This is a genomic window from Bradyrhizobium sp. CB2312, from assembly GCF_029714425.1.
GTDB lineage: Bacteria > Pseudomonadota > Alphaproteobacteria > Rhizobiales > Xanthobacteraceae > Bradyrhizobium.
In genome coordinates, this window is the sequence record NZ_CP121668.1 from 5,048,110 (window position 1) to 5,062,457 (window position 14,348).

Consider the following 14,348-nt stretch of genomic DNA (forward strand, 5'->3'; position numbering starts at 1 on the left):
ATATTTTAGGCGGTTAACCTAATCGACCAAATTTTAGGCCGACTGCTCGAATTTCGTGAGGGCGCCGAGGGCGGCACTTCTGCGGGTGCTTCCGCAATCCTCTGAAATCACTTCAGTTTTCATTTCGTTGAAGCTGGCACGCAACTTGTATGTTGCACTGCGGCCAGCTTGTCACAGGTGCCTGCTGAGCCAAGTCCCACAGCAACGAAGCTGATCGGACCGTTGGGCAGCAAAGCCGGCTCCAGGGCCAGCCGCCTGCCTCGCGGGTCGCGCCAATGTCCGTCGATGCCACCAGGTGGCCGCAGGAGCTTCGTTACCGATCATGAAACTCGATACCGTCTCAGTCGACTTTACCGACGAGCAGAAGCGCTATCTCGAAGGTTTTACGACCGGCCTCCAGATCAGCCGCGTCGGTCGCGGTCTCGGCGGCGGCGCCGGCAAGGCGAACGCGGAGCCTGTTGGCCCCGACGCCGTGCACATCAAGGCGCAGGACAAGGTGATCGCGTCGGGCAAGAAGCTTGCCGACCAGGAGAAGTTCAAGCGCGACGAGCATCCCTTCGACGCCTATCCGCGGCTGCGCCAGCAGGCGCTCGACAACGCCCCGCCAAGCCCGGCGGACAATTTCCGCTGGCGCTATTACGGCATCTTCTACGTCGCGCCGACGCAGGATTCCTATATGAGCCGCCTGCGCATCCCGAACGGCATCATGAAGCACTGGCAGCTGTCGGGCCTTGCCGATCTCGCCGATGAGCTCTGCGGGCCCTACAGCCACGTCACGACCCGCGCCAATCTCCAGCTGCGCGAGATCCCGCCGAAGCACGCGATCAAGCTGATCGAGGGCATCCAGGATCTCGGCCTGTGCTCGCGCGGCTCCGGCGCCGACAACATCCGCAACGTGACCGGAACGCCGACCGCCGGCATCGATCCGCAGGAAATCATCGACACGCGGCCCTATGCGCGCGAGTGGCACTACCACATTCTCAACGACCGCTCGCTCTACGGATTGCCGCGCAAGTTCAACGTCGCCTTCGACGGCGCCGGCAGGATCGCGGTGCTGGAAGAGACCAACGACATCGCCTTCACGGCGCATGAGGTGAAGGACGGTTTTGGCGTCGAGCCCGGCGTCTGGTTCCGGCTCGGCCTCGGCGGCATCACCGGCCACAAGGATTTTGCAAAATACTCCGGCATCATCGTCAAGCCGGAGCAGGCGACCGCTGTCGCGGACGCTATCGTGCGCGTCTTCATCGACCATGGCGATCGCACCAACCGCAACAAGGCGCGGCTGAAATACGTGCTCGATGCCATGGGCCATGACGGCTTCCTCAAGCTGGTCGAGGAGCGGCTGAAGACGCCTTTCGCGCGGGTGCCAGAGGAGGCATTTGCGCCGCGACCTGCCGCGGACCGAATGGCGCATGTCGGCGTGCACAAGCAGAAGCAGGATGGCCTCAACTGGATCGGCGTGTCGCTGACGCTCGGCAAGCTCAGCTGCGACCAGATGCGCGGTCTCGCCAAGGTTTCGCGCGACCTCGGCGACGGCGAGATCCGCCTGACCGTCTGGCAGAACCTCTTGATCTCGGGCGTGCGCGACGAGAATGTCGATCTCGCCATCGCCGCGATCAAGCAGATCGGGCTCGCGGTCGAAGCCTCTCACATCCGCGCCGGCCTGATCGCCTGCACTGGCAATGCCGGCTGCCGCTTCGCGGCGTCCAACACCAAGCGCAATGCCGCCGAGATCGGCGACTGGTGCGAGCCGCGCGTCGCGATGGACAAGCCGGTCAACATCCACGTCACCGGCTGCCACCATTCCTGCGCGCAGCACTATATCAGCGACATCGGCCTGATCGGCGCGCGTGTGCCCGTGAACGAGGAGGACACCGTCGAGGGCTACCACCTCTTCACCGGCGGCGGGTTCGGCCCTGACGCCGATGTCGGGCAGGAGGTCTATCACGACCTCAAGGCCGAGGACGCGCCGAAGACCGTCGAGGCGCTGCTTAAGGCCTATCTCGCCCATCGCGCCTCGCCCGACGAGACCTTCCTCTCCTTTGCGCGCCGCCATGACGGCGAAACGCTGCGCAAGCTTGCCGATGCACAGGTGTCCGCATGAACCAGATCACGCCTCCGCCGAAGCTCGACATCATTCCCGCCAGCGCGCCGTTTTCCGACGCGCAGCGCTCCTGGCTGAACGGCTTCTTTGCCGGACTTCTGTCGCCTGACGTCGCAACGCCGCTGTCGGCGGAGCAGGGCGCCGCCGTCATGCAAAGTGGGGACGGCGACGACGGCGAAGCGCCCTGGCACGACCAGACCGTGCCGATCGCCGATCGCATGAAGCTCGCCGAAGGCCGTCCCGTGCGCCGCAAGATGATGGCGGCGATGGCGCAGCAGGATTGCGGCCAGTGCGGCTACAATTGCCACGACTATTCCGAGGCGATCGCGAGCCGCAGCGAGGCGCGGCTCAATCTCTGCGTCCCCGGCGGCAAGGAAACCGCGCGGATGCTGAAATCGCTGTACGAGGAGCTGGACAAGGCCCCCGCGGCGAAAGCACCCGAGAAGACGGACGCGGTGGCCGCGCCCGCCGTCACCGTGACCATCGCCGAGCCCGGCCGCTCGCGCGACAATCCGACCGAGGCGACCTTCCTGTCGCGCCGCCTTCTCAACAAGGGCAAGTCGGAGAAGGAGACCTATCACATCGAGTTCGATCTCTCCGCGAGCAAGCTCGACTACGTGGTCGGCGACAGTTTTGGCGTGTTCGCGCGCAACGATGTCGGCCTCGTCGACCAGATCATTGCGCTGCTCGGCGCGTCCCACACCACCAAGGTCAACGGCAAGACGCTGCGTGAAGTGCTGATCGACGACGTCTCGCTGTCGCCGGCGCCGGACTCGCTGTTCGAGCTGATCTCCTTCATCACCGGCGGCGCGCAGCGCGAGAAGGCGCGGGCGCTGGCGCAGGGCGAGGACCCCGATGGCGATGCGGCGACGCTGGACGTCATGGCGGCGCTGCAGAAGTTTTCGGGCACGCGGCCGCATCCCGAAGCCTTCGTCGAGGCGCTGGAGCCGCTGCAGCCGCGGCTCTATTCGATCTCGTCCTCGCACAATGCGACGCCGGGAAAACTGTCGCTGACGGTCGATTCCGTGCGCTACGTCATCGGCAAGCGCAAGCGCGTCGGCGTGGCCTCGACCTTCCTCGGTGAGCGCATCACTGAGGGCGAGAAGCTCAAGGTCTATGTGCAGAAGGCGCATGGCTTCGGCCTGCCGCAGGACCCGAAGACGCCTGTGATCATGATCGGCCCGGGTACCGGCATCGCGCCGTTCCGCGCCTTCCTGCTCGACCGCAAGGCGACCGGCGCGCCCGGCAAGAACTGGCTGTTCTTCGGCCACCAGCGCAGCGATTGCGATTTCTTCTACCAGGAAGAACTCAACGCGATGAAGACCTCGGGGCTTCTGACGCGCATGTCGTTGGCCTGGTCGCGCGACGGCGAGAAGAAGTTTTACGTGCAGGACCGCATGCGCGAGGTCGGCCGCGAATTATGGACCTGGCTCGCCGAGGGCGCCCATCTCTACATCTGCGGCGATGCCAAGCGCATGGCCAAGGACGTCGAGCGCGCCCTGGTCGATATCGTCGCCCAGTTCGGCGCACGCTCGACCGACGAGGCCGTCAGCTTCGTCGCCGAGCTCAAGAAGACCGGCCGCTTCCAGGCCGACGTGTACTAAGCTTCAGCTCGATCAAGACGAGGAAACTCGTTTCGATTTTGCTCGGTGCTGTAGGGTAGGCAAAGGCGCGCCCTTCGCGCGCCGTGCCCACCATCCCTAAGTGGTGGGCACGCTTTGCTTTGCCCACCCTACGAGAGCTGTCATCCCAGCGTCATCCGGCCGGTTCCATCTAGCTTGGATCTTAACGAATAAGATTCTCGGAACCGGCAGGTGAAGAGAATTTGCGCCTGCGGTGCGGGGCTTTCAGAGAAGGCGCATCGCTATTTCCGCCGCCGTCTTGCCACCCGCCAGGGTTGATCCTTCATACTCCCGCAAATGGGGCGTTGGAGATCGACCATGCGCGAACTATCGGCTGAAGCCAGGCTGCACCTCTACGCGCGCTCGCTCTCGCGTCGGAGCGGGGCGAGCATGCACCATGTCGCGCTCTACAGTGCGTTTGCCGTCATCGCGGCCATCGTGTTCGGCACGCTGTCGGTGCATCCGTTCTGACGATCTCGTAGGGTGGGCAAAGGCGCGCAGCGCCGTGCCCACCATCTCTCATACAAAATCGATATCGTGGGCACGCTCCGCTTTGCCCACCCTACGGCACCTGATGTGCCTCACGTCCCGCGCTTGAACGGCGCGACCTCGATCCCTGCTTCCTTCAACGCCTGACGCAAGCCCCGTGCGATGTCGACGGCACCGGGCGTATCGCCGTGGATGCAGACCGTGTCCGTCCGCATCTTGATGACCTTGCCCGTCACCGACACCACCGCGCCGTCCTGCACCATGCGCACCACGCGGTCGGCGATCACTTTCGCATCGTGCAGCACCGCGCCGGGCTTCTTGCGCGAGACGAGGTTGCCGTCGTCCTCATAGGCGCGGTCGGCGAACACCTCGTGCACCAGCGGCAAATTGGCGTCCTCGCCGGCGTTCACCAGCTTCGAATTGGCGAGCACGACGAAGATGAGGTTCGGATCGACCGCCCTGATGCCGGCGGCGATCGCCTTGGCCGTCATGTCGTCCTCACAGGCGACGTTGGAGAGCGCGCCGTGCGCCTTCACATGCGTCACCTTGTGGCCGGCCGCGGTCGCGATCGCCTGCAATGCGCCGATCTGATAGGCGACGAGGTTCTCGATCTCGGAGGCCTTCAGGCCGGCGATCGGATGTCGGCCGAAGCCGTGAAGATCGCGATAGCCGGGATGCGCGCCCACCGAGACGCCGCGGGCCTTCGCCAATTCAACCGTTCGCCGCATGATGTCGGGGTCGCCGGCATGGAAGCCGCAGGCGACGTTGACCGAGCTTGCGAGCTCGATCATCGCGGCGTCGTTGCCCATCTCCCACGCGCCAAAACCTTCGCCGAGGTCGCAATTGAGATCGATCGTCTTCATGGGGTGCTCCTCTGGTCTTCTTGTCGTTTATGGCTCGGCCGTGACCTGCCAGGTCCCGGCATCCATGGCGCTCACCGCATAGCCCGCGACATTAGCATCGCTGAGCGCCTCGATGTTGAGCGCGACGGTGTCGGAGGAGCGCAGCCGATCCGGAAGGTTTTTGATCAGCAGCGCGAACTTGCGCGCTTCGTCCTGCGCCTCCGCCATGGTGACCTCAAGGAAGCGGAACGCGGTTCCAGCGGAGGTCTGCGCGAGGCGGCCGACATCGGCCGTGATCACGGTTGCGATCTTCGGATAGCCGCCGGAGGTGCCGCGGTCCATCATCAGCGCGATCGGCGCGCCGTTGCCGGGCACCTGGATGCTGCCGTTGACGGTGCCGTCGGAGACGATGTTGTGGCCGTGCAGATGTTTTATGGCGGGGCCTTCGAGCCGGTAGCCCATGCGGTCGGAGGTCGCCGAGATCTTCCACTCGCTCCCCAGGAACAGCGCCTTGTTGGCATCGTCGAACTCGTCGTCCTGCGGGCCGAGCAGAACGCGGATCGGGCCGCTCACGGGCTTCGGCAGTTCGATGCGCAATTCGGGCGCGCCGCTCGCGGCATCGACCGTGAACTCGTCGCCGTCCTGGAGCGGGCGCGGGTAGGGGCTGCCGAGCCCGGCGCGCGCATTCACGGCGAGACTGCCGAACACCTGCTCGCCTTTGATCGCGCCTTCGATCGCGAGATATGTGAACGCGCCGCCGCGGGCAAAGCCGAGCGTCAGCGTCTCGCCGTCCTTGAGCGTCACCGAGGTGTCCATCGCCACCGGCTTCCCGGCGATATCTGCGTTGCGCGGCGCGCCTGATATGGCGAGGCGCACCGCGCCGTCCCTGGCGGTGAACGTGGCACCGAACGGGCCGATCTCGACGGCGGCTGCAAACGGATCATTGCCGACCAGCGTGTTCGCCGCGGCCAGCGACAGGCGGTCCATGGCGCCGCTGACCGTCAGGCCGTAGCGCTGAGCGCCGTGGCGGCCGCCGTCCTGGACGGAGCTTGCGGGACCGATGCTGGCGACGATGAGCCGGCTCATGCGTCGACCCGCTCGGCGACGATCTCGCCGGCCTCGGCGGCGCGGTCCAGCTCCTCGAACGTCTTGTGGTCGATGGCGAAAAACGTCACGCGATCACCGGGTTCGGTGAGGAAGGTCGGATTGCGGTGGAGCTGATAGGTTCGCACAGGCGTGCGGCCGAGCAGGTGCCAGCCGCTGGGCGCGGCCAGGCACTGGATGCCGGCCTGGATGCCGCCGATCGAGATGGTGCCGGCCGGAGTCAGCACCCGCGGCGACTGCCGCCGCGACATGTGCAGGGATTTGTCGAGGCCGCTGAGATAGGACCAGCCCGGCGTGAAGCCGATCATCGCAACCTTGTAGTCGCCGCCGGCATGCCGGGCGACGATGTCGTCGGGCGTCGTGTTCAGCGCTTTCGCGACATCCTCGAGGTCGATGCCATGCTCGCCGCCATAGGCGACCGGAATGCGCCAGCGCCGGGCCTTGGTGACGGGCGGCAGCGGCCGGGTGGCGATCGGCAGGATCTTTTCGCCGAGCGCCTCGAAGCCGATCTTGCCGGGATCGTAGTGCACCAGCAGCGAGCGATAGGTCGGCACGGTCTCGGTGATGCCGTCGATGGGGCTTGCGGCGAGCGCCTTGTCGAGCGCCAGCACGCGCTGGTTGGCGTCGTCGTCGATGGTGCGGCTGAACTCGACCGTGACGGCGCTGTCGCCACTGGGCAGAAGGCGGGGCGGGGGAAGCGTCGCGGCCATGAGCTGTCGAAGAGCTGTCGAAATCGGGCTTCTGAGAGAACGCGGGCTCGCCCTTGAGTTCCGCGTCTCCTTGCTTCGCGTAAATGCGCCCGCAAGTCCAATAAATTAATACAAGGGGAGGCGATAACGTCTTGTTATCGCATCGCATAACGGCCCTGCCGCCCTGCATTCTTGTGGGTCTTTTGGCCCTTGACGGAAAGCGCGCACCTCGCAAGATGCGCGCGTTCTTTCCCGCACTCGGAGCTCGTTCTCGTCCATGTCGCTGTCCCCCGAAGCCCGCAAGACCCTCGCCGGCATCACCACTGCCACCATCACCACGGTCCTGCTGAAGAAGGGCCTGCGCAATGTGTGGATGCGCGGCGCGCGTCCGCTGCGTCCGGGCCTGCCGCGCCTGGTGGGCCCGGCTTTCACGCTGCGCTTCGTGCCGGCGCGCGAGGATCTGGCGACGCCGGAATCCTGGTCCTCGCCGATCTCGACCCGCACCGCGATCGAGGCGATGCCCGAGGGCTGCATCGCCGTGGTCGACGCCATGGGCATCACCGATGCCGGCATTTTCGGCGACATCCTCTGCGCCCGCATGATGAAGCGCGGCGTGACCGCGCTGGTCACCGACGGCGTGGTGCGTGACGTCGAGGGCGTGCTCGGTACCAATTTGCCGGTCTGGTGCGACGGCTATGCCGCGCCGCCGTCGGTCGCGGGCCTGACCTTCGTCGGCTGGGGCGAGCCGATCGGCTGCGGCGGCGTCGCCGTGTTCCCGAACGACATCGTGGTCGCCGATCAGGACGGCTGCGTGCTGATCCCGCAGGCGATGCTCGACCACGTGCTCGCCGAGGGCGTCGAGCAGGAGCGGATGGAAGCCTGGATCGTCAACGAGGTGAACAACGGCGCGGTGCTGCCGGGCCTCTATCCCATGAACGCCGAAACCAAGGCGCGCTACGCCGCCAGCAAGAAGTAACAGGAAACGAGGTATCCCATGGACATCACGCTCGCAGGCACGCGGCCGACCCGCCGCGCGCCCAAGGAACACTTCACCGGCACCGTGCTGCAGGACCCCATCAACATGGCGCCCGCACCGGCGCGGCTGAACGTCTCGCGCGTCTCGTTCGAGCCGGGCGCCCGCACCAACTGGCACCACCATCCGCTCGGGCAGACGCTGTATGTGATTTCGGGCGTCGGCCGCGTCCAGACCAAGGGCGGCCCGGTCCAAGAGATCCGTCCGGGTGACACCGTCTGGATTCCGCCGGGTGAAGTGCACTGGCACGGCGCCTCGCCAAACAACAGCATGTGCCACATCGCCATGCAGGAAGCGCTCGACGGCGTCTACTCGACCTGGCTGGAGCCGGTGACGGACGCGGAATACGGCGCACCGCTGGGCTAGCCCTCTTTCAAGATTTCTGTGTCCCGGTTCAGCGGTGCAGCGTTATGCGCCGCACCGCGTCCGGGACACACGATCTACATCCGCTCCGCCGTCCACGTGCCCGTGCACATGGCGCCGCGCCAGGTGCCGGAGCCGGAGGTGCCGCTGAGGCGGCCGAAGCCGACCGCGCGCTTGATGCCGGTGCTCAAGGTGACGTTGATGTTGCCGGCTTCGGCCACGCGGCCCGAAGCCGTCACGGCTGCGCTGCTCGAGGCGATCTGGCCGTTGCTGATGCCGATCGCGACCGTCGCGCCATTGCCGCAGGTCTCGCTCGAGGACGAGATGCGGACATTCCACGTGCCGTCGAAGGTGGAGCCCGCAGCATCAGCCTGCGCGAGCGGGAAGGCGATGGCGATGATGTTGACGAAGAGACCTCTGCGAAATCCGTTCATGACACGCCCCTTGGGGTTGACCATGCGGGGATCGTGTCACCGGTGCTGAACCCGTGATGTGAGGGCTGTCACGCGCGCAAGACGCTGCGTGAGGTGGCGCACGTCGCAATGATGCAGGCCAAAAGCAAAGGGGCCCTTGCGGGCCCCTTGTCTTCGTCAGAGCGCGTCGCTCGAGTTCAGTTCACCCGCGTCCAGGTCTGGCCGCCGCAGAACATGCCACCGAAGGCGCAGCCCTGCACGCGTAGCCGGTCGGTGCCCTTCATCGCGATCGTTGAATCGTAGGTCGAGCCGGAGTTCGGGTCGAGGATGCGCCCGGACCATTTCTGGTCCTTGCCGGGCTTCATGTTGATCAGGACCTGCTCGCCGTTCTGGTTCGATTTTGAATCGACCGAATAGCCGCAGAGATTGTTGCCGCATTGCTCGATGCGGACCTTGCCTTCCTTCTCCTCGGTGAGCCAGACGCCGAGCGGCGAATTGAGATCGCGCGCGTGCGCTGCTGCGGGAGCCGGCGGGGCAACGGCGGCGGACTGAGTGGGGGCGGGCGCAGGCGCGGGGGACGGAGGCGGCGCCGGAGGTGCAGCGGCCACGGTCGGAGCCGCGGCCGGAGCGGCCTGCTGCTCGACCGGCGCGGGGGCCGGAGGCGGTGCGGGCGGCGGCAGCACGGCCGTCTCGGCCGGAGCGGTGCTGGCGGTCGCTGCCGGAGGCGGAGCAGGTGGGGGCGGCGCCGGCGGCGGTGCTGCGGCGGCCGGCGCAGATGCCGGCGCTTGCTCTGCGGGCGGCGCTGTGACTGGAGCGGGGGCTGGGGCAGGCGCGGCTGGCGGTTGCGGATCGACCTTGGCCTGCTGCGGCGGCTGTTTGTCCGCGGGCGTCTCGTTCTTCTTCGCCTTCTTGGCCTTGCCCTGGCCGGTGTTGTCGTACACGCCGGGGATCTGCACCGTGCCGCGGTCGGGATCGATGCGAATGGTGCGCCCGCCATATTCGAAAGTGTACTGCGCCTGGGCAGCGGTGCTCGCCAAAAGGAACGCGGCCGTGGCCAACAGCTTCCTCATTTCCATCTCCTGAACAGGTGGTCCCCGCACCGACCCTTACGCGGGGCTTCATTCCAAAACGTGATCTACATCACTGTCTCGGTATGAGTCGTCGTCCCGCTGTTCTGGGTTCAATAGGCCTGGGGCCGGTCCAAAGTTTGGCAGAGGCCGGCGACAGGAGGACGCGGCCTGGAGCGCCGTTCCGACGGAATCGGAACGGGACCCAAGATCGAAACGCTCGAAAACGCTCTAGTCGAACCAGGCGGCGTAGATCTTCTTGTAGCTGCCGTCTTCCATGGAGATGTGCAGCCACTGGTCGACAAAGGCTTTGAGCGCCATGTCGCGCTGGAGCCAGTAGGCCTTCTCGGAGAAGTCGAACGGCTTGTCCGGATGCACCGCGCAGAGCACGCCCGAATGCTGCTTCTGCTGGTAGCGCGTCTCGGAGGCGTCCGTCATCATCAGATCGGCATTGCCCTTGGCGATCTCGTCGAAGATCACGGTGTTGTCGGAGAAGACCGTGATCTCTGCGTCCTTGATGTTGGCACGCGCGAAGCGCTCGTTGGTGCCGCCGGGATTGACGATGACGCGGGTGCCCTTCTTGTCGATGTCGGCGATGCTTTGATACTTGCCGACGTCGGCACAGCGGGTGATCGGCGTCTTGCCCTCGCGCATGATCGGCGTCGAGAAGAAGCCCTTCCTCTGGCGGTCGAGCGTGACCGAGACGCCGCCCATGGCGATGTCGAACTGGTCGGCCTCGAAGTCCTTCATCAGCTTCGGCCAGGCCGTGGCGACATACTCGACCTTGACGCCGAGTGCCTTGCCGAGCGCCTCGGCCATGTCGACGTCGAAGCCGGAGAACTGCTGCGTGGCCTTGTCGAGATAGGTGAACGGCTTGTAGTCGCCGGTCATGCCGACGCGCAACGTGCCGCGCTTGACGATCTCGTCGAGGCGCGAGGGCGTCGCCTGCTGCGCGTGCGCCGAAAGATTTGCCAGCACGACCACGGCCAGAGCCGCCACTATACGAACGATCATCTCTTTTCCACCCATGCCCGAGCTGTCATTGTGCAGCCCTCGACGTGTGGATTTAGACCAGATGCCAGTTGCTGGCGAGCCGGAATTGAAGGGAATCTTGTCGTGACGATCTCGATGTACGAGGCCTCTGTCGGCCTCTTCGTGCCGTATTTGCGCAACCTGTCCGTCCTGCTCGACAAGGGCGTCGCCTATGCCGAGACGCGCAAGTTCAATCCGGCGGTCCTGCTCAGCATGCGCATGGCGCCGAACATGTACGACCTGGCCCAGCAGGTCGGCGAGGCCTGCCGCCACGCCACGGTCACCTCAGCCTTGCTGGCAGGTCGCGAACCGGTCGCGCTGCCGGCGCTGGAGCACGACATGGCCGGCCTACAGGCGCGGATCGCAACGTCGCTTGAATTCATCGAGAGCCTGCCGCATGCCGAGATCGAAGCGGCTGCGGAACTAGAGGTCGTCTGGAGGCTGAAGAACGGGACCGAGCTGCCCTTTACCGGGCGGACGCTGCTGCTCGTCAACTGCATTCCGCAGTTCTTCTTCCACGTCACGACCGCCTACGACCTGCTGCGGCACGCCGGCGTCGAGCTCGTGAAGAAGGATTTTTTGGGAAGGAAGTAGGAGCCTGGTGCTTACCTCTCCCCAGCGGGGAGAGGTCGGATTGCGCCTGGCGATGCGGAGCATCGTCCAGTGCAATCCGGGTGAGCGGCCACAGCGCGCAGTGAGACCTTAACCCCTCACCCGGATCGCATCTTCGATGCGCTCCGACCTCTCCCTTCGGGAGAGGTGCATGGAGACCTCCGGCCGGAGCTCTAGGATTCGCCCTTGCGCTCGAACTCGGCGAGCGCGCTGCGGCCGGCGATCTCGCTGCGCAGCAGCTCGAAGCGGCGGTGTGCCTCGTCCTCGTGCTCGTCGACGAAGCGCACGGCGGCTTCGCTGGTCATCGGGCCGCTGACCACAGGCGCGGACTGCTCGCCGATGGTCTCGTGGACATAGTACTGTCCGTCGTCGCCGCGATGCACCGTCCATTTCAGGCGGATCGCCACCATCGGCCCGGGACCGACCTTGCTGTAGCCGTCGGCATCGGTGTGATCAGGCACCAACGGCTGCTCGTCGACCACCGGATGCTCGTCGACCGCATGATGTTCTTCAGCATGTTCTTCTTCGGCGGTCGGCTGCTCACCGACGACGACCTCGGTCTCGCTGATGATCTCGATTTCGCGGACGACGAGGCCCGGCTCCGGGTGCTCCAAGATGCTTGCGATGGTCGCCAGCGCGTGGTCGGTCGGGTCGATCTCTGACAAGGGTCCATCCTCCAGCTCGACGCGGCCGGCATGTCTGTCCCACTGCCGCCGCGGCCGGATATATTACGCGGGTTCGATTAAGGCTGAGTTGGGGCCCGATCTGCACCAAAATGGGACGCATTCTGGCCTTCCGAAGGCGGGCGGATCACCCGCCCGCCTTTCGGTTTTTCAGCCGAGCACGTCCTGATTGATGACGTTCTGCCGGATCGGGTCGCCGTCCAGCACACTCAGGATATTGCGCGCGGTCTGCTCGCTCATGCGCTGCACGGCCTCGACCGTGACGCCGGCGACATGCGGGGCCATGATGACGTTGGGCAGCGCGAACAGCGCGTTGCTGACCGGCGGCGGCTCCACCTCGAACACGTCGATGCCGGCCCCGGCGATCTTGCCGGAGACGAGCGCATCATACAGCGCCGCTTCCTTCACGATGCCGCCACGGGCGGTGTTGATGAGGTAGGATTTCGGCTTCATTCGGCCAATCCGCGCCGCATCGAACAGGCCGACGGTCTCCGGCGTCTTCGGGCAGTGGATGCTGACGAAATCGGCGCTCGGCAGCGCGGCGTCGAGGTCAGTGACCGGCTCGCAGCCGGCCGCCTTGATGTCGGCGGCAGGCTTGTAGGGATCGTAGACCTCCACGTTCATTTCCATCGCCAGGCAGCGTTTGGCGGTGCGGCTGCCGATGCGGCCGAAGCCGATGATCAGCACGGTCTTGCCGTAGAGGTCGAATGGCAGCATGCCGAGCCGGTCGGCCCATTTGCCGTCCTTGACGCAGGCGTGCATCTCATTGGCGCGCTTGGCCAGCGTCAGCATCATGAACAGCGCCGCTTCCGCGACCGAGGGCGAGTTCGCGCTGCCTGCGATCATCAGCGGCACCTTGCGGCGGGAGAGGGCGGGCACGTCGACGGCGTCGTAGCCGACGCCGATGCGGGTCACCACCTTCATGTCCCTGGACGCCTCGAGCTCGGTCTCACCGAAGGCGGTGGCGCCGAGCGCCACGCCATGGACTGGCGCATGGCTCTTCAGCAGGGCCTCGAAATCCTTGGCCGAGATCAGGTTGGCAAACTCGACGAGCTCGATATCGTCCCGCTGGGTGAGGAGGGCGCGTGCCCCTTGCGACAAAGTTTGTGTAACGAAAATCTTCTTCTTGTTGGTCGCCATTGCTCCCCGCCTGCTCGCGTTTCTTGAGCCGGCGTCACAGCACGACGCCGGTCTCCTCGTTTAGCAGGTGCATGTTGTTGAGGTCCATCGCCAAACGCATGGGAGCCCCGTCCGTAGCGCCGGCATTGGGATCGACACGGCCGCAGACGGGCGTGCCGTCGAGCCCGAAATAGACCAGAGTCTCCATGCCCATCGGCTCGGTGACGTCGAGCACCGTGTCGAAGGTCTCGATGCCCGGCCCGAGATGCGCATGCGCCTCGGTGAGATGCTCGGGCCGGAGGCCGAGCAGCAGCTTGTCGGTGCGGGGCAGCGCGTTGTAGCGCGCGGCGCGGGCCGGCGGCAGCGCGAAGGCGACGCGGTCGGTCAGGCGGATCTGGAGCGTGCCGCCGGAATCCTCGAGCCGGCACGGAATGAAGTTCATCGCGGGCGAGCCGATGAAGCCCGCGACGAAGCGCGTGGCGGGCTTGTGGTAGAGCTCGTTCGGCGTGCCGATCTGCTCGATGCGGCCCTTGTTCATGACCACGACGCGGTCCGCCAGCGTCATCGCCTCGACCTGGTCGTGGGTGACGTAGACCGTCGTGGTGCGCACCTTCTGGTGCACCTTCTTGATCTCGATCCGCATCTGCACGCGGAGTTTCGCATCGAGATTGGACAGCGGCTCGTCGAACAGGAACACCTTCGGATTGCGCACGATGGCGCGGCCCATCGCGACGCGCTGGCGCTGGCCGCCGGAGAGCTGTTTCGGCTTGCGGTCGATCAGATCGGTGATGTCGAGCAGGCGCGCGGCCTCCGTCACCCGCGCCTTGATCTCGGCCTTGGGATAGTGCTTCAGGCGCAGCCCGAACGACATGTTCTCCGCGACCGTCATGTGCGGGTAGAGCGCGTAGTTCTGGAACACCATGGCGATGTCGCGGTCCTTGGGCGGCACGTCGTTGACGACGTCGCCGCCGATCATGATGTCGCCGTCGCTGATGTCCTCGAGGCCCGCGATCATGCGCAGCGTCGTCGACTTGCCGCAGCCGGAGGGGCCGACCAGCACGATGAACTCGTGGTCGGCGATATCGAGGTCGATGCCGCGCACCGCTTCGACGTCGTCGTAACGCTTGATCACCTTACGCAGGGAAACCTCGGCCATTGCGCTTCAACCTCTCGCTC

The 14,348-nt window shown here is 65.7% G+C and carries 15 protein-coding genes; 6 read left to right on the plus strand and 9 right to left on the minus strand.

Annotation, left to right across the window (positions count from 1 at the left end):
- Positions 1 to 322 precede the first annotated feature (322 nt).
- From QA642_RS24765 to QA642_RS24775, 3 genes are all read left to right on the plus strand, one after another.
- Positions 323 to 2,104 carry a NirA family protein gene (locus QA642_RS24765; protein WP_283079176.1) on the plus strand — a complete coding sequence of 594 codons (1,782 nt, stop codon included), beginning with the start codon at positions 323 to 325 and terminating at the stop codon, positions 2,102 to 2,104.
- Entirely contained in the window at positions 2,101 to 3,708 is a 1,608-nt protein-coding gene (locus QA642_RS24770; protein WP_283079177.1) for a sulfite reductase subunit alpha, read from the plus strand. The genes QA642_RS24765 and QA642_RS24770 overlap by 4 nt, the downstream gene beginning before the upstream one ends.
- Positions 3,709 to 4,044: 336 nt before the next feature.
- A complete protein-coding gene (locus QA642_RS24775; RefSeq protein WP_283079178.1) occupies positions 4,045 to 4,197 on the plus strand; it encodes a hypothetical protein in 153 nt (50 codons plus the stop codon).
- 110 nt (positions 4,198 to 4,307) lie between these two features.
- On the opposite strand, the gene QA642_RS24780 is transcribed toward QA642_RS24775, so the two are convergent.
- From QA642_RS24780 to pxpB, 3 genes are read right to left on the minus strand one after another with little or no spacing between them, the layout of a single operon-like run.
- On the minus strand, positions 4,308 to 5,078 hold the full coding sequence (locus QA642_RS24780; protein WP_283079179.1) for a 5-oxoprolinase subunit PxpA: 771 nt from the start codon (positions 5,076 to 5,078) through the stop codon (positions 4,308 to 4,310).
- A gap of 27 nt (positions 5,079 to 5,105) precedes the next feature.
- Entirely contained in the window at positions 5,106 to 6,143 is a 1,038-nt protein-coding gene (locus QA642_RS24785) for a biotin-dependent carboxyltransferase family protein (RefSeq protein ID WP_283079180.1), read from the minus strand.
- On the minus strand, positions 6,140 to 6,871 hold the full coding sequence (gene pxpB, locus QA642_RS24790; RefSeq protein ID WP_283079181.1) for a 5-oxoprolinase subunit PxpB: 732 nt from the start codon (positions 6,869 to 6,871) through the stop codon (positions 6,140 to 6,142). The genes QA642_RS24785 and pxpB overlap by 4 nt, the downstream gene beginning before the upstream one ends.
- Before the next feature lie 256 nt (positions 6,872 to 7,127).
- Here pxpB and QA642_RS24795 point away from each other — a divergent pair, with 256 nt between their 5' ends.
- The gene (locus tag QA642_RS24795; protein ID WP_128951761.1) at positions 7,128 to 7,826 is read left to right on the plus strand and encodes a ribonuclease activity regulator RraA; all 699 of its coding nucleotides are present in this window, start codon (positions 7,128 to 7,130) and stop codon (positions 7,824 to 7,826) included.
- Positions 7,827 to 7,844: 18 nt separating this feature from the next.
- Positions 7,845 to 8,249: a cupin domain-containing protein gene (locus tag QA642_RS24800; protein WP_283079182.1), complete on the plus strand. Its 405-nt coding sequence runs from the start codon at positions 7,845 to 7,847 to the stop codon at positions 8,247 to 8,249.
- A gap of 74 nt (positions 8,250 to 8,323) precedes the next feature.
- Here QA642_RS24800 and QA642_RS24805 read toward each other — a convergent pair whose 3' ends face one another.
- From QA642_RS24805 to QA642_RS24815, 3 genes are all read right to left on the minus strand, one after another.
- Positions 8,324 to 8,680, minus strand: a complete 357-nt coding sequence (locus QA642_RS24805; protein WP_283079183.1) for a hypothetical protein — start codon at positions 8,678 to 8,680, stop codon at positions 8,324 to 8,326.
- Positions 8,681 to 8,856: 176 nt separating this feature from the next.
- Positions 8,857 to 9,729: a DUF2147 domain-containing protein gene (locus QA642_RS24810; protein ID WP_283079184.1), complete on the minus strand. Its 873-nt coding sequence runs from the start codon at positions 9,727 to 9,729 to the stop codon at positions 8,857 to 8,859.
- 228 nt (positions 9,730 to 9,957) lie between these two features.
- Complete coding sequence (locus QA642_RS24815) at positions 9,958 to 10,740, minus strand: transporter substrate-binding domain-containing protein (protein WP_283079185.1); 783 nt, start codon at positions 10,738 to 10,740, stop codon at positions 9,958 to 9,960.
- Between the two features lie 114 nt (positions 10,741 to 10,854).
- Between QA642_RS24815 and QA642_RS24820 the strand changes: the two genes are divergently transcribed.
- Positions 10,855 to 11,352: a DUF1993 domain-containing protein gene (locus QA642_RS24820; RefSeq protein WP_283086967.1), complete on the plus strand. Its 498-nt coding sequence runs from the start codon at positions 10,855 to 10,857 to the stop codon at positions 11,350 to 11,352.
- A gap of 191 nt (positions 11,353 to 11,543) precedes the next feature.
- Here the strand turns inward: QA642_RS24820 and QA642_RS24825 are convergent, their stop codons facing one another.
- The 3 genes from QA642_RS24825 to ugpC form a co-directional block, all read right to left on the minus strand.
- Positions 11,544 to 12,035 carry a hypothetical protein gene (locus tag QA642_RS24825; RefSeq protein ID WP_283079186.1) on the minus strand — a complete coding sequence of 164 codons (492 nt, stop codon included), beginning with the start codon at positions 12,033 to 12,035 and terminating at the stop codon, positions 11,544 to 11,546.
- Between the two features lie 168 nt (positions 12,036 to 12,203).
- On the minus strand, positions 12,204 to 13,193 hold the full coding sequence (locus tag QA642_RS24830) for a hydroxyacid dehydrogenase (RefSeq protein ID WP_283079187.1): 990 nt from the start codon (positions 13,191 to 13,193) through the stop codon (positions 12,204 to 12,206).
- Between the two features lie 34 nt (positions 13,194 to 13,227).
- Positions 13,228 to 14,328, minus strand: coding sequence for a sn-glycerol-3-phosphate ABC transporter ATP-binding protein UgpC (gene ugpC / locus QA642_RS24835; protein ID WP_283079188.1), 1,101 nt, complete (start codon positions 14,326 to 14,328; stop codon positions 13,228 to 13,230).
- Positions 14,329 to 14,348 lie beyond the last annotated feature (20 nt).

Bases quoted from the DNA above. Each gene is read 5' to 3' on its own strand.
- QA642_RS24815 (WP_283079185.1), bottom strand. From the start codon at position 10,740: ATGATCGTTCGTATAGTGGCGGCTCTGGCCGTGGTCGTGCTGGCAAAT.
- QA642_RS24820 (WP_283086967.1), top strand. From the start codon at position 10,855: ATGTACGAGGCCTCTGTCGGCCTCTTCGTGCCGTATTTGCGCAACCTG.
- QA642_RS24795 (WP_128951761.1), top strand. From the start codon at position 7,128: ATGTCGCTGTCCCCCGAAGCCCGCAAGACCCTCGCCGGCATCACCACT.
- QA642_RS24785 (WP_283079180.1), bottom strand. From the start codon at position 6,143: ATGAGCCGGCTCATCGTCGCCAGCATCGGTCCCGCAAGCTCCGTCCAG.
- QA642_RS24800 (WP_283079182.1), top strand. From the start codon at position 7,845: ATGGACATCACGCTCGCAGGCACGCGGCCGACCCGCCGCGCGCCCAAG.
- ugpC (WP_283079188.1), bottom strand. From the start codon at position 14,328: ATGGCCGAGGTTTCCCTGCGTAAGGTGATCAAGCGTTACGACGACGTC.
- QA642_RS24770 (WP_283079177.1), top strand. From the start codon at position 2,101: ATGAACCAGATCACGCCTCCGCCGAAGCTCGACATCATTCCCGCCAGC.
- QA642_RS24805 (WP_283079183.1), bottom strand. From the start codon at position 8,680: ATGAACGGATTTCGCAGAGGTCTCTTCGTCAACATCATCGCCATCGCC.
- QA642_RS24780 (WP_283079179.1), bottom strand. From the start codon at position 5,078: ATGAAGACGATCGATCTCAATTGCGACCTCGGCGAAGGTTTTGGCGCG.
- QA642_RS24775 (WP_283079178.1), top strand. From the start codon at position 4,045: ATGCGCGAACTATCGGCTGAAGCCAGGCTGCACCTCTACGCGCGCTCG.
- QA642_RS24765 (WP_283079176.1), top strand. From the start codon at position 323: ATGAAACTCGATACCGTCTCAGTCGACTTTACCGACGAGCAGAAGCGC.
- pxpB (WP_283079181.1), bottom strand. From the start codon at position 6,871: ATGGCCGCGACGCTTCCCCCGCCCCGCCTTCTGCCCAGTGGCGACAGC.
- QA642_RS24830 (WP_283079187.1), bottom strand. From the start codon at position 13,193: ATGGCGACCAACAAGAAGAAGATTTTCGTTACACAAACTTTGTCGCAA.
- QA642_RS24810 (WP_283079184.1), bottom strand. From the start codon at position 9,729: ATGAGGAAGCTGTTGGCCACGGCCGCGTTCCTTTTGGCGAGCACCGCT.